The sequence below is a fragment of the Paucisalibacillus globulus DSM 18846 genome (genome assembly GCF_000482485.1).
Lineage (GTDB): Bacteria > Bacillota > Bacilli > Bacillales > Amphibacillaceae > Ornithinibacillus > Ornithinibacillus globulus.
Map to the genome: position 1 here is coordinate 308699 of NZ_KI519437.1, position 15267 is coordinate 323965.

14 protein-coding genes, 1 rRNA gene and 1 pseudogene are annotated in these 15267 nt (G+C 36.5%); all 16 read left to right on the forward strand.

The annotated features are described in order from the left end of the window. Positions 1-72 precede the first annotated feature (72 nt). Positions 73-807: a vWA domain-containing protein gene (locus K332_RS0116950; protein WP_026908549.1), complete on the forward strand. Its 735-nt coding sequence runs from the start codon at positions 73-75 to the stop codon at positions 805-807. Next, complete coding sequence (locus K332_RS0116955; RefSeq protein ID WP_026908550.1) at positions 782-1705, forward strand: protein kinase domain-containing protein; 924 nt, start codon at positions 782-784, stop codon at positions 1703-1705. The genes K332_RS0116950 and K332_RS0116955 overlap by 26 nt, the downstream gene beginning before the upstream one ends. Positions 1706-1766: 61 nt before the next feature. Continuing rightward, entirely contained in the window at positions 1767-3164 is a 1398-nt protein-coding gene (gene tilS / locus K332_RS0116960; protein WP_026908551.1) for a tRNA lysidine(34) synthetase TilS, read from the forward strand. A gap of 11 nt (positions 3165-3175) precedes the next feature. Further along, complete coding sequence (gene hpt, locus K332_RS0116965; protein WP_026908552.1) at positions 3176-3724, forward strand: hypoxanthine phosphoribosyltransferase; 549 nt, start codon at positions 3176-3178, stop codon at positions 3722-3724. 112 nt (positions 3725-3836) lie between these two features. Continuing rightward, positions 3837-5819: an ATP-dependent zinc metalloprotease FtsH gene (ftsH, locus tag K332_RS0116970; protein ID WP_026908553.1), complete on the forward strand. Its 1983-nt coding sequence runs from the start codon at positions 3837-3839 to the stop codon at positions 5817-5819. A gap of 198 nt (positions 5820-6017) precedes the next feature. Next, positions 6018-6785: a type III pantothenate kinase gene (locus K332_RS0116975; protein ID WP_026908554.1), complete on the forward strand. Its 768-nt coding sequence runs from the start codon at positions 6018-6020 to the stop codon at positions 6783-6785. Positions 6786-6811: 26 nt separating this feature from the next. Further along, positions 6812-7684 carry an Hsp33 family molecular chaperone HslO gene (gene hslO, locus K332_RS0116980; protein WP_026908555.1) on the forward strand — a complete coding sequence of 291 codons (873 nt, stop codon included), beginning with the start codon at positions 6812-6814 and terminating at the stop codon, positions 7682-7684. Between the two features lie 24 nt (positions 7685-7708). After that, positions 7709-8608, forward strand: a complete 900-nt coding sequence (locus tag K332_RS0116985) for a peptidylprolyl isomerase (protein ID WP_026908556.1) — start codon at positions 7709-7711, stop codon at positions 8606-8608. A 216-nt stretch (positions 8609-8824) separates the two neighbouring features. Then, the gene (gene cysK / locus K332_RS0116990) at positions 8825-9751 is read left to right on the forward strand and encodes a cysteine synthase A (RefSeq protein WP_026908557.1); all 927 of its coding nucleotides are present in this window, start codon (positions 8825-8827) and stop codon (positions 9749-9751) included. 182 nt (positions 9752-9933) lie between these two features. Continuing rightward, entirely contained in the window at positions 9934-10755 is an 822-nt protein-coding gene (gene folP / locus K332_RS0116995; protein WP_026908558.1) for a dihydropteroate synthase, read from the forward strand. After that, a complete protein-coding gene (gene folB / locus K332_RS0117000) occupies positions 10755-11123 on the forward strand; it encodes a dihydroneopterin aldolase (RefSeq protein ID WP_026908559.1) in 369 nt (122 codons plus the stop codon). The genes folP and folB overlap by 1 nt, the downstream gene beginning before the upstream one ends. Next, complete coding sequence (folK, locus tag K332_RS0117005; RefSeq protein ID WP_026908560.1) at positions 11116-11628, forward strand: 2-amino-4-hydroxy-6-hydroxymethyldihydropteridine diphosphokinase; 513 nt, start codon at positions 11116-11118, stop codon at positions 11626-11628. Before folB ends, folK begins: the two co-directional genes overlap by 8 nt. Next, positions 11598-11801, forward strand: a complete 204-nt coding sequence (locus K332_RS0117010) for a helix-turn-helix domain-containing protein (protein WP_026908561.1) — start codon at positions 11598-11600, stop codon at positions 11799-11801. Before folK ends, K332_RS0117010 begins: the two co-directional genes overlap by 31 nt. A gap of 74 nt (positions 11802-11875) precedes the next feature. After that, positions 11876-12858: pseudogene (gene dusB, locus K332_RS22810) on the forward strand (tRNA dihydrouridine synthase DusB). A 171-nt stretch (positions 12859-13029) separates the two neighbouring features. Then, positions 13030-14511 carry a lysine--tRNA ligase gene (gene lysS, locus K332_RS0117020; RefSeq protein WP_026908562.1) on the forward strand — a complete coding sequence of 494 codons (1482 nt, stop codon included), beginning with the start codon at positions 13030-13032 and terminating at the stop codon, positions 14509-14511. A 541-nt stretch (positions 14512-15052) separates the two neighbouring features. Continuing rightward, positions 15053-15267 (forward strand): 16S ribosomal RNA (locus K332_RS0117025); the annotation flags it as partial.

Consider the following 15267-nt stretch of genomic DNA (forward strand, 5'->3'; position numbering starts at 1 on the left):
TATACCCATCTTTATGTATATTTCCATGATTATTTGTCGAGGATGATAAGGATTAATCTGGAGGTGTTCGTATTGAAGAAGGGGACTTTAAAGCAAATTCTATTAATTACAGATGGGTGTTCTAATAAAGGTGAAGACCCAGCAGCAACTGCAGCTTTGGCGTATCAACAAGGAATAACGATAAATGTTATTGGTATTTTGGAAGATAATCAAACAGAGGATCCAGAGGGCTTACAAGAAGTAGAAGAAATCGCACTATCTGGTGGAGGTGTTAGCCAGTTAGTTTATAAACAAGCATTGTCACAAACCGTACAAATGGTAACAAAGCAGGGAATGACTCAGACCTTACAGGGCCTAGTTAATTTGGAACTAAAACAAATTCTTGGGCGCGATCAAACCATGGATGATTTGGACCCGGAAAAGCGTGGAGAAATCATGGAAGTGGTGGAGGATTTGGGTGAAACTAGTGATCTTGAGGTATTAGTTTTGATTGATACTAGTGCAAGTATGCATGATAAATTACCCACGGTTAAAGAAGCTTTAATTGATTTATCTATTAGTTTAAATTCAAGAGTGGGAAGAAATCGTTTTGCAATTTATAATTTCCCGGGAAAACGTAAGGATATTGATAAAGTACTAGACTGGTCTCCGAGACTGGATACATTTTCATCAGTATTTCCAAAGCTAACTAGTGGAGGGATTACGCCAACAGGCCCCGCTATTCGGGAGGCAATGTATCAATTTGGTAAAAAAAGCTTGCTAAGGAGCTTCAGAAATAACCATGAACAAGACATTGAAAACGCATGATTCTTTTCTAAGACCAGGGATGACATTAATTGGTAAGTGGCACCAAAAACGTTATGTAATCATCCGAAAGTTAGGAAATGGTGCAATAGGATCGGTTTATCTATGTGATGCAAATGGAAAAAAAGCTGCATTAAAGATAAGTGACATGAGTACATCTATTACAATGGAGGTAAACGTATTGAAGTCACTAGGGAAGGTCCAAGGAAAGAGTCTTGGACCTTCTTTGTTGGATGTTGATGATTGGGTCACTCCTCAAGGAAAGACGTTCTCATTTTATGTCATGGAATATATTCACGGTAGAACACTTCCAGAATTTATGAAACAAAATGGTAACGAATGGATAGGTGTCTTTATGTTGCAATTATTAGAGGATCTAAGTAACTTACACCAATCCGGTTGGGTCTTCGGCGATTTAAAGGTGGATAATCTACTGGTATCTGGTTCACCCACGCGTTTAAGATGGATTGATGTAGGGGGAACAACGCAAATAGGTAGGGCAATAAAAGAGTATACGGAATTCTATGACCGGGGATATTGGGGGCTGGGTACAAGAAAGGCGGAGCCGAGCTATGACTTATTTGCTTTAGTAATGGTATTCTTGACTGTTTTCTATCCTAACCATTTTCCTAAAGGGGCAAATACTGAAGTAACATTGTTTAAAAAGGTAAATGAAGTAAAGGCGCTTCATCCATATCAGGACTGTTTAAAAAAGGCGTTAACAGGGAAATACCAAACAAGTAATGAAATGAGACAAGAAGTTTCAACGGTTATATATGATTTACAGAAGACAGACACTACCCCAAAAAGAAAGCATGATCATCCTTCATTAGCATTAGAGTCGATCGGTTTTTTAATAATTGCACTTGGTTACTATTTATCCTCACTGTTAATTCCTTAATAGTAGCTATATTCTATGTTAAAATGAAGATATATCCCGTGATTAAGAGGGTGGATGTTTGGTGAAGGATATAGTAACGAGTTTTATTGAAAAGCATCAACTATTATTACCTAATACTACTGTAATGGTAGCAGTATCTGGTGGTCCAGATTCAATGGCCCTCCTCCATTTTTTCAAAACCATTCAAAAGGAATGGGGGTTGAAGGTGATTGCGCTCTCCGTTGATCATCAATTAAGAGGAGAACAAAGCAAAGACGACCTTGAATATGTAAAAAGTATGTGCCGAGAGTGGAATATAGAATTTATTGGGAAATCAATAGATGTAATAAGTTATAAGAAGAAAAAACATATAGGAACCCAAATTGCCTCAAGAGAACTACGATATCAATTTTTTGCAGAACAAATGAAGTATTTTCAAGCGGATTATTTAGCATTTGGTCATCATGGAGATGACCAAGTTGAGACCATGTTAATGAGAATGGTTCGTTCTGCAGATTCTAGTTTCCTTTCTGGTATACCTGTCAAAAGAGAATTCGCTGGTGGAAGTATTATTCGGCCATTATTATGTGTTACGAAGAAAGAACTTGAGAACTATTGTCAGGTTAACGGAATCAATCCAAGAATTGATCCATCCAATGCGAGTGATGACTATACACGTAATTTCTACCGGATAAACGTATTACCACTATTAAAAAGTAAAAATGGAAATTTGCATAAGACCATTCAACATTTGAGTGAATCGCTGGAAGCGGACGAGAACTTTTTACAAATTGAGGCGAATAGGGTGTTTGAGGAAGTTGTCCAATTAGAAGAAAATTTTAGAACAGCCACATTTAATATTAATGATTTTGTGTCGCGCGCATCTGCTTTACAAAGGCGTGTCTATCATCTAATATTAAAATATCTATATCATAATGATTTACCTAAAGATATAACATATGTCCACGAGGAACAATTACTATCGTTATTGGCTAAAGATAAAAGTAATGTACAAATTGACTTTCCCCGTCATTTAAAGGTGAAAAAGGCATATAATAAACTTATCTTTTATTTCCAAGAAGAAGAAAATAATTTCCCGAACTTCCACGAGGTTCTAAAAGTACCTGGTGAAGTATTATTACCAAATGGCAACAAAATGATAGCCACATATCAAGATGAAGTCAAGAGTATTAATGAGAATACATATATTTGTTTGGAAAGTGAAATTAAACTTCCATTACATATTCGAACGCGTCGTGACGGTGATCGAATGAGTTGGAAGGGACTAAATGGAAGTAAAAAGTTGAAAGATATTTTTATCGATGCAAAAATACCCTTACAAGATCGGAATAGTTGGCCAGTTGTAACGGATAATAATGGGGATATACTTTGGCTTGTCGGATTGAAAAAAAGAGATTCCATACCAGACCAAAAAAGTTCCTCATATATAAAGCTTTATTATGAAAAAGGTAATTTGTAGGAGGGTTTTATTTGCATAACGACATTAAAAAGATACTCATTACGGAAGAAGAAATTGCAGCAAAATGCAAAGAAATCGGGGCAAAGTTAACAGAGGAATATGAAGGACGTTTTCCATTAGCTATTGGTGTATTAAAAGGTGCATTACCATTTATGTCCGATGTATTAAGACAAGTAAATGCTCATTTGGAAATGGACTTTATGGACGTATCTAGTTATGGTGGCACCAATACTAAATCTTCAGGGGAAGTAAAGATACTAAAAGACCTTAATACGAAAGTAGAGGGCCGTGATCTGTTAATAATTGAAGATATTATTGATAGTGGTAATACATTACGATATTTAGTTGATTTATTTAAGTATCGTCAGGCGAATTCTATAAAGATTGTTACGTTACTTGATAAGCCATCTGGTCGTACAGCGGATATCAAAGCAGATTTAGTTGGATTTGATGTTCCAGATGAATTTGTTGTAGGATATGGTTTAGATTATGATGAGAAGTATCGAAACCTACCATATATTGGCGTGTTAAAGCCAGAGATTTATGGTGGAGAAGAATAATTAATGTAGCTTGAAGATATTGTTCCTAAACATAGGGAGCAATTAGTTGAAAAATTTAAATTTTATATGATACTATTGTTAATAGTTTTTCCCGTTTGGGAGGAGGTAGGCAATGAACCGAGTATTCAAGAGTGCGTTTTTTTACTTAATCATATTTTTGGTTATTATAGCCGTGATTAGCTTATTAAGTGGTCAGAATGAGCAAGCAGAAGAGATGAATGTTAACGAGTTTGTTCAATCACTTGATTCAGGCAACGTCAAAGAAATGACGATGCAGCCTGTAAATGGAATTATGCGTATAACAGGTAAATTGAAGGATGACAAACAATTTGTTGCTCAAGTTCCTGAAAATAATGATGTTATTGCTGATATTACTAATACAGCATTAGATCAAAGCGTTTTAAAGACGAAACCAATGGATACACCAAGTATCTGGGTTACACTACTTACAACAATGATTCCATTTCTAATCATTGGACTTTTATTCTTCTTCTTACTTAGTCAAGCACAAGGTGGCGGCGGCGGCCGTGTTATGAACTTTGGGAAAAGTAAGGCGAAAATGTATAGCGAAGAAAAGAAAAAAGTTCGCTTTACGGATGTAGCGGGTGCAGATGAAGAAAAACAGGAATTAGTGGAAGTTGTTGAGTTTCTAAAAGATCCACGTAAATTCTCTGCCATTGGAGCAAGAATTCCAAAGGGTGTTCTACTTGTTGGACCACCAGGTACTGGTAAAACACTACTTGCACGTGCAGTTGCGGGTGAAGCAGGGGTTCCATTCTTCTCCATCAGTGGTTCAGACTTTGTAGAGATGTTTGTTGGTGTTGGTGCTTCGCGTGTCCGTGATTTATTTGAAAATGCGAAGAAAAATGCACCTTGTATTATATTTATTGATGAAATTGATGCAGTAGGTCGTCAGCGTGGAGCTGGTCTTGGTGGAGGTCACGATGAACGTGAGCAAACATTAAACCAGTTACTAGTTGAAATGGATGGTTTTGGAGCGAATGAAGGTATCATCATTATCGCTGCAACTAACCGCCCAGATATTTTAGACCCAGCGCTATTACGTCCGGGCCGTTTTGACAGACAGATTACGGTTGATCGCCCTGATGTTAAAGGTCGTCAAGAAGTACTTAAAGTTCATGCAAGAAACAAACCATTAGGTGCGTCTGTTGACTTAAAAACAATTGCAATGCGCACACCTGGATTCTCAGGTGCTGACTTAGAAAACCTTCTAAATGAGGCGGCACTAGTTGCGGCTCGTCAAGATAAGAAGGAAATTGATATGAAAGATGTGGATGAAGCAATTGATAGAGTAATTGCTGGTCCTGCTAAAAAGAACCGAGTAATATCTGAAAAGGAACGAAATATTGTTGCTTATCATGAGAGTGGACATACAATTATTGGAATGGTGCTTGATGATGCCGATATCGTTCACAAAGTAACCATTGTCCCTCGTGGGCAAGCTGGTGGTTATGCGGTAATGCTTCCGAAAGAAGATCGTTACTTCATGACGAAGCCGGAGCTATTTGATAAAATTACAGGACTTTTAGGTGGACGTGTAGCTGAAGAAATTGTCTTTGGTGAAGTAAGTACGGGTGCATCCAATGACTTCCAACGTGCAACAGGTATTGCTCGTAGGATGGTTACAGAATTTGGAATGAGTGATAAGTTGGGACCATTACAATACAGTAGTGGCGGTGGAGAAGTATTCTTAGGTAGAGATATTGGTAATGAGCAAAACTATAGTGATGCTATTGCACACGATATCGACCAAGAAATGCAAAACTTCGTTAACTACTGTTACGACCGTGCGAAGACTATTCTTACCGAAAACCGTGATAAGTTAGAGCTAATTGCACAAACACTTCTAGAGATTGAGACATTAGATGCAAGACAAATTAAGTCTCTATTTGATAATGGAGTACTTCCTGAACCTGAGGAGTTTGAAGAAGAAACTACAGATCAGGAAGTTAAAGTAAATATTAACTCTAAGAAGGAAGACGAATCTGTAGACTCTTATGATGAAGCAAAAGAGAAAGCAGAAGATAAGCTTCGCAAAGAAATAGAGGAAGATAAAGAAGAAAAGAACGACTAATTAAAAGTAAATGTAGGCAGCCTTAACCTAAGGCTGCCTTTTCTATTCTATTTCAGATTTGTAATTTCACTTACGAATTTGATTTTGGTATATTATTAAAGACCCTAGAAATTTTTAGGTATATAAGTGTGGAGTAGTACGAAAATTAAACTGAATTTATATAGCAATAAATAGACCATGCAGGAAGGACCTAACATCATGCTATTTGTACTAGACGTAGGAAACACGAATACAGTACTCGGGGTATTTGTTGAAGAAGAATTAAAATACCACTGGAGAATAAAAACCGATCGCTATAAAACGGAAGACGAATTCGGAATGTTAATCAAATCCCTATTTGATTTTAGTGGTATAAAGTTTCAAGATATAAATGGAGTTATTATATCATCTGTTGTGCCTCCTATCATGTTCTCCTTAGATAGAATGTGTAAACTCTATTTCGGAATTGATCCAATAATAGTTGGAAAAGACACTGTAAAAACGAATTTAGAAATGTGTTATCCCAATCCAAAAGAGATTGGTGCTGACCGCATTGTTAATGCAGTCGGAGCTTTAAAGGAACATAAAGCCCCGCTAATAATAATTGACTTTGGCACAGCGACAACTTATTGTTACATAAATGAATCCGAGGAATATTGTGGTGGTATTATCTCGCCAGGAATAAATATTTCCATGGAAGCATTATATCAACGAGCATCTAAACTTCCTAAGATAGAAATTGAGGCTCCAGAGAGTGTGGTTGGGAAATCAACTGTCGAGGGAATGAAATCCGGCGTTTATTATGGATACATCGGTCAAGTAGATGGAATTGTAAATCGTATAAAGCAGGACGTAGGTAAAGATGCTAAAGTTATCGCTACGGGTGGACTTGCCCAATTAATAGGAGATTCGACTGAATCCATTGATTATGTCGACCCATTTTTAACCTTAAAAGGATTAAATGAAATATATAAAATGAATCAATAAATTATAGTTATAAAGGAGACTTTTTCATGTCAGATTACTTAATAAAAGCTACTGCCTTCCATGGGATGGTCCGAGCATATGCTATTCGCTCAACAAATATGGTTGAGGAAGCAAGAAGACGTCAGGATACATGGTCGACTGCTTCAGCTGCAATGGGTCGTACAATGACTATTTCAGCTATGATGGGAGCTATGTTAAAAGGGAATGACTCGATTACTGTTAAAGTTGAAGGAGGAGGTCCAATCGGTGTCATTGTTGCCGATGCGAATGCAAAAGGCGAAGTTAGATCGTATGTGACAAATCCTCATGTTGATTTTGATTTAAATGAAAAAGGAAAGCTTGATGTTGCGAGAGCAGTTGGTACTACTGGAAGTTTAAGTATTGTTAAAGATCTAGGGTTACGTGATTATTTTACCGGGCAAGTACCAATCGTTTCTGGAGAAATAAGTGAAGACTTTACGTACTATTTTGCCACATCTGAGCAAGTTCCATCTGCCGTAGGAGCTGGTGTTTTGGTCAATCCAGACTATACCATTCTTGCTAGTGGTGGATTTATTGTTCAAGTAATGCCAGGTGCAGATGAAGGGGTAGTGGAAAAGCTAGAAGAGAAGATTAATTCTTTCCCACCTATTTCGTCACTTGTACAACAAGGTAGAACCCCGGAACAGATAGTAGAATTATTATTTGAAGGGGAAGAATTAAAGATTCATGAAAAGATGCCAGTACAATTTAAATGCAAATGTTCTAAAGAAAGATTGACGAACGCGATTATTGGATTAGGTAATGATGAAATTAGACAAATGATTAATGAAGATCATGGTGCAGAAGCTACTTGTCATTTCTGTAATGAAACATATTATTTTTCAGAAGAGGAACTTGAAGAGTTAATTCAAGCTTAGTATGGGTAATGGAAGGAGTAAATCATGTCGAAAAAATTACTATTTAGCATCATTGTCGTACTCCTTATTACAAATGTTGCAACGATGCTATTTTGGAAAAGTGATCAGTCCGAATCTCCAGTCGTTGAAGATGAAAAAATTGATACAAAGAAACCAGTTGCGACAATCGATGGGGATAAAGTTTCCTATGGAGATTGGATGAAGTCTCTACAAGATAATTATGGAAAAAAAGAATTGAAGAATATTATAGACCGCCAAATCGTGGAGAAGTTAGCAAATGAAGAAAATATTACGATAAGTGACAAAGTGTTAGAAAGAGACATAGCACTTTTAACTACAATGCAGGGACCGACTTCAAAAGAGAACTTGGAGAAATTAGAACAAAAGTGGCGTAGTGATATTTTGTATCGATATCAACTAGAAGCGCTCCTTGCGAAAGGTATCGATATTCCGGAAGAGGAAGTACAGACTTATTACACAAAGTATAACAAACAATACCATTTTGATGAATCAGTACAGTTCTCCCATATATTAGTATCTACAATGGATACTGCCGAAAAGGTATATTCGGAATTGGAGAATGGGGCATCTTTCTCGCTATTAGCAAAAGAATACTCCATTGATGAAGATACAAGAGATAGTGGTGGTTACCTAGGATTTAATTCTGTAAATACGGAGTTTTTACCATCTAATTACTTTGATATTGCACAGGAGCTTGAAGAATATTCATATAGTGAGCCTTTTGTGACGAGTAATGGAGTTGCAATTCTATACTTACATAAAAGCTTACCTGAAATAGCATTCAGTTATGAAGAATTAAAACCATTTATTAGTAATGAACTTGCACTAAAATCATCTAATCAAAAATTAGTGGCGGATCCATTATGGGAGAAATTAGATATAAATTGGGTGTATGGGGAATAGTATATATAAGGAGAAAAGCATTTTCGTGAGTAGAGCGAATTTGCTTTTTTCATATCAGTTGAATCTTTTGCCCATAAAAGTAAGTAAAACTAACCATTCATTAAATGGAGACCAATTATGTATTTCCCTAACATTTCTGTTGACAGATTAAGGGACTTGGGAGTACATTATATATAAATCCTATCAGTTTAGTAGGAATTATGAGGAGGTAATTTCATGAGAATCGCAGATAATATTACCGGCTTAATCGGAGAAACACCAATTGTAAAATTAAATGGACTTACGGATGAAAACAGTGCAGATATTTATGTGAAATTAGAGTACTTTAATCCAGGTAGTTCTGTTAAGGACCGTATTGCGCTTGCAATGATTGAAGCGGCAGAAGAAGATGGTAAGCTAAAAGAGGGTGGTACAATCGTAGAACCAACAAGTGGAAATACAGGCATTGGTTTAGCGATGGTTGCTGCTGCAAAAGGATATAGAACAGTCATTGTTATGCCTGATACGATGAGTAAAGAGAGACGTAACATTTTGCGTGCATATGGTGCAGAGTTAATTTTGACACCTGGTGCAGATGGTATGAAAGGTGCAATTAAAAAAGCCGGAGAATTAGTTGAAGAGAAGGGCTACTTCATGCCACAGCAATTCATGAACAAGGCAAATCCAGAAGTACATGCACGTACAACAGGTAAAGAAATTGTGGAACAAATGAAAGACGGTTTAGATGCATTTGTTTCTGGGGTTGGAACTGGTGGAACGGTTACTGGTGCAGGAAAAGTACTTAAAGAAAACTTTAAGGATATTAAAATCTATGCTGTAGAACCAACAGACTCAGCTGTATTATCTGGTGGTAATCCAGGCCCACATAAAATTCAAGGACTAGGAGCTGGATTTGTTCCTGATGTACTTGATACAGATTCTTATGATGAAGTTGTCCAGGTTGCCAATGAAGAGGCATTTGAAACTTCACGTGAAGTAGCAAAAACAAATGGTATACTTGGTGGTATTTCATCTGGTGCAGCTATTGCAGCAGCAAAAAAAGTTGCAAAAAAATTAGGTAAAGGTAAAAAAGTTCTTGCGGTATTACCTGATAATGGAGAAAGATATCTTTCAACACCTCTATATCAATTTGATGAAGAATAAGAATATGGATAGAATTACAAAAAGCTAGTGTCAGATTTTGATACTAGCTTTTTTCTTGTTTTAAAAGAATTGGTATAGTAGCTATAAAATATCTTCTTTCACTGAAGGACGAGCGAATGCGAGTTTTTCTAAATTATGATACGATGTGACTAGATATTTAAGTTGAAGGGGCAGAGAAAGTCATGTTTTTAAAAACAAAGACGAAGACATATGATTTATCATCAAGAACTCATATCATGGGAATATTAAATGTTACCCCAGATTCCTTTTCAGATGGTGGTAATTACACAACGATAGGACGAGCGGTAGAGCAAGCAGTGAAGATGGAACAATTAGGTGCCGATATTATTGATATAGGTGGCGAGTCAACAAGGCCTGACCATGATCCAATATCGGTTGAAGAAGAGCTGGCTCGTGTAATACCTGTGATTAAAGCTATAAAAGAAGCGGTACATATACCGATTTCAATTGATACCTATAAAGCAGAGACAGCAAGACAGGCTATTGTTGCTGGTGCCGATATTATTAATGATGTATGGGGAGCAAAAAGAGAGCCTGAAATTGCTTCAGTAGCTGCAGAATACAATGTTCCTATTATTTTAATGCACAATAGAACCAATGAAAACTATACATCTATTATAGAAGATATGAAGTGGGATCTAGAAGAGAGTATTGATATTGCTACTAAAGCTGGAGTTCCGAGAGAGAATATTATTCTTGACCCCGGCATTGGGTTTGCTAAAAGCGCTAATGATAACCTTGTTGTAATGAATAATTTAGAAAAGCTAGTAGACATGGGATTTCCATTCTTACTCGCGACTTCCAGAAAACGATTCATAGGTAGTGTCTTGGATGTACCACCAGAAGAGCGAGACAATGGGACAGGTGCAACGACTTGTCTTGGAATTATAAAGGGAGCGCATATAGTACGTGTGCATAATGTTAAAGTGAATGTTGAATTAGCAAGAATGATGGATGCCATGTTACATGTGGAGGATAAATAATGGATAAGATTATACTAACGAATATGCAGTTTTATGGATTTCACGGACTTTTACCTGAAGAAAACAAATTAGGGCAGCGATTTAATGTTGATTTGGAACTATTATTTGACACATCAAAGGCCGGCATAAGTGACAAGATGTACGACTCAATTGACTATAGCCAAGCCTATCATCATGTAAAAAAGATAGTAGAAGGAGAAGCAAAAAATCTGATTGAGGCAGTTGCGGAATCGATTGCTACGGATTTGTTATCATCATTTGAATTGTTAAAGGCCTGTAGAGTTAAAGTAATTAAGCCGGATCCACCTATACCTGGACATTACCAATCAGTCGCAGTAGAAATTTATCGGGAGAAAGCGTATGAATAGAGCATTTATTGCATTAGGGACGAATATCGAGCCAAGAAAAGATTATTTAGATCAAGCTATTACGTTACTTAGTAAAGTAGATGATATCCAGGTTATAAAGAAGTCTTCTATTTACCAAACACCTCCAGTTGGTTATACCAATCAAGCAGATTTTTTAAATATGGTATTAGAAATTAACACATTGCTACCTTCAGATAACTTATTGGACATATGCCAAGAAATTGAGAATGAGTTAGGTAGGAAGCGGGTTATTCGCTTCGGTCCAAGAACAATTGACCTTGACATTTTAGTTTATAATGAAGAAAATATGAAAACGGAGCGATTAACTATTCCACACCCAAGAATGAGTGAAAGAGGATTTGTGTTAGTACCTTTAAATGAAATTGCCCCAAATTTACAAATACCAGGATTAGGACAAACTGTAGATGAGCTTTTAGTGGATCTTCCAGAACAAGAGAAGAAGGATATTACAAAATGGAAAATGGCCGAATCGGAAAAAGAATAAAGGCATTTCGTAAACTAAAAGGGTATACACAAGTGGAATTAGCAAAAAAACTTGGGATATCGTTAAATGTATTAGGAGCTGTAGAACGTGGTACGAAAAAAATCCCGGAAGAATTAATTAATCAAATTGCTGAAACGTTAAATATAGATAAGTTAGAGTTGTTAGGTAGTTAGAGTATTCCTTTCAACCAAACAATCTAGAAGAAACAATTAAATAGTGTGTTTTTTAGAACCAAGGAGGAGCAGTAATGTGGAAAATTGGGGACATCACCATTCCGAACCGTGTGACACTTGCGCCTATGGCAGGAGTTAGTAACTGGGCATTTAGGTTAACGGTAAAAGAGTTTGGCGCTGGTCTAATTACTGCCGAAATGGTTAGTGATAAAGGAATTTTAAATCGAAAACATTGGAAATGTTATATATAGATGAGCAAGAAATGCCAATGAGTTTACAGATATTTGGTGGTGATAAAGACTCCCTTGTCCAAGCGGCACAATATGTGGATCAAAATACTAATGCATCAATTATTGATATAAATATGGGGTGTCCAGCTCCAAAGATTACAAAGGTCGATGCTGGTTATCGTTGGTTGTTAGATCCAGACAAAATATATCAAATGGTTAAAGCGGTAGTAGAAAATACAGAAAAACCTGTTACTGTAAAAATGCGTACCGGATGGGATGAAGATCATATCTATGCTGTAGATAATGCAAAAGCCATTGAATCAGCTGGTGGAAGTGCAATTGGTCTACATGGTCGTACAAGAAAGCAAATGTATGAAGGCTATGCAAACCGGGATATCATTAAGCAAGTAAAGTCAGCAGTTAATATTCCAATAATCGGTAATGGAGATGTCGATAGTCCAGAGATGGCAAAGAAACGCTTAGAAGAAACAGGTGTTGATGCAATCATGATTGGTCGTGCGGCATAAGGAAACCCCATGGATTATCTATCAAATTGTTAAATACCTTGAAACGGGAGTATTAATTGATGATCCTTCACCGCAGGAAAAAATCGATGTATGTTACTTCACATGGATCGACTAATTAAATTATAAGGTGAAAAAGTAGCCATTCTCGAAATGCGTAAACATGCTGCGTGGTACCTAAAAGGAATAGAGGGTAATGGGAAAGCTAGAAAGCTTATTAATAGTGCAGAAACACGTGATGAACTAGTTAATATATTGTTTGAATTTGTAAGAGAAACTGAGGCGGCTATTATAGCTTCCTGAGTTAAATGTTTGTAGAATCTGCTGGTTCAGTCTAGCAGATTTTTCTTTAATTAACATGATTAGTTGAAGATAGAGCCTTTTGAGGTGTAAAATAAGTAAATGCCTGAGATAATGAATATATAAATCAGAACTAATATGATCAATGAATAATAGTATATTGGAGTGATAAGAATGTCAGAAGAATTAAATGAGCATATGCGTGTTAGACGAGAAAAACTAGATACATATCGCGAGAATGGCGTCGATCCATTTGGAGGTAAGTTTGAACGTACGAACATTGCAAAAGAACTTCACGAAAAATATGAACAATATTCTAAAGAGGATTTAGAAGAAACTGAATATCAAGTAACCATTGCAGGAAGAGTAATGACGAAGCGTGGGAAAGGTAAAGCAGGATTTGCACACATTCAAGATTTAAGTGGTCAAATTCAATTATATGTTCGTAAGGATGCTATAGGCGAAGAAGCTTACGACATCTTTAATACTATTGACCTGGGAGATATTGTTGGTGTAACAGGTGTTATGTTTAAAACAAATGTAGGGGAACTATCCGTCAAAGCGACAGAGTTCCAATTACTAACTAAATCATTACGTCCATTACCTGAAAAATATCATGGATTAAAAGATGTTGAGCAAAGATATCGCCAACGTTATCTGGATCTGATTACGAACATGGATAGTAGAGAAACATTTGTTACCCGTAGTAAAATCATTCGAGCTATGCGTAATTATTTAGACGGACAAGGTTTTCTAGAAGTAGAAACACCGATGATGCATAGCATTCCTGGTGGTGCTTCTGCAAGACCATTTATTACACACCATAACGCATTAGACATTCCATTATATATGCGCATTGCCATCGAGCTGCATTTAAAACGACTAATTGTTGGTGGTCTGGAAAAAGTATATGAAATCGGTAGGGTATTCCGTAATGAAGGAGTGTCTACAAGACATAACCCTGAATTTACCATGATTGAATTGTATGAAGCATATGCAGATTATCACGATATTATGGAGCTTACAGAAAACATGGTTGCCCATATCGCTGAAGAAGTGCTTGGTACAACAACGGTTTCTTACGGTGAATATGAAATTGATTTAAAACCTAAGTGGAAGAGACTCCATATGGTTGATGCTGTAAAGGAACATACAGGTGTTGACTTCTGGGAACATATGAGTGACGAAAAAGCTAGAGAACTTGCAAAAGAACACGGAGTAGAATTCAAGAATAATATGACATTCGGTCACATTGTTAATGAATTCTTTGAACAGAAAGTAGAAGAAAAACTAATTCAGCCAACTTTTGTATATGGACATCCAGTTGAAATTTCTCCACTTGCTAAGAAAAATGAAGAAGATGGACGTTTTACAGATCGATTTGAATTATTTATTGTAGCAAGAGAGCATGCAAATGCATTTAGTGAACTTAATGATCCAATTGATCAACGTGAGCGTTTCGAAGCGCAAGTTAAAGAAAGAGATGAAGGAAATGATGAAGCGCATCTAATGGACGAAGATTTCCTTGAAGCACTTGAATATGGTATGCCTCCTACTGGTGGATTAGGAATAGGTATCGATAGACTAGTTATGTTATTAACCAATTCACCATCTATTCGTGACGTACTATTATTCCCGCAAATGAGAAATAAATAGTTTGATAAAGGTTAATGAAAATATCCCTTTATAAAAATTACCGCATGAAATCCTTTAATCACAATGATTTCATGCGGTTTTGTTTATGGTGCCGATCATTTACACATTCTTATCTACTTACTCTCAATATGTATACAAAATTTATTTCATAAATAATCATGAATAAAAGCTTGATTAATGGTTAAAATCATGGTAAATTATATAACGTTGCTTGTTCATCTATTGCCAAGTAACAATTTAAAAAAAGATGTTGACATTGGTTTGTCAGCGTGGTATATTAATTAAGTCGCTGATTTAAGAGGCGAAAAAATGATAAAAAAACTTTTATAAAAAACTGTTGACAATGAATATTGAAAGTAGTATAATATAAGAGTTGACGCAAAAACAACATGAATTACTTTTTGCTCCTTGAAAACTGAACAAAACAACCAGTATGTAAGAAAAAACATACCCTGTTTTTTCTATTAAAGAAATTCTAAAAGCTAGCGTGCTTTTAGTAGCTAAGAACTTAATTGACTCGTTCAATTATGATAAACAAACTTTTTTGGAGAGTTTGATCTTGGCTCAGGACGAACGCTGGCGGCGTGCCTAATACATGCAAGTCGAGCGAGTGAAACTAACTGATCCCTTCGGGGTGACGTTAGTGGATCTAGCGGCGGACGGGTGAGTAACACGTGGGCAACCTACCTACAAGATCGGGATAACTCCGGGAAACCGGGGCTAATACCGGATGATATTCTTCTTCGCATGAAGAGG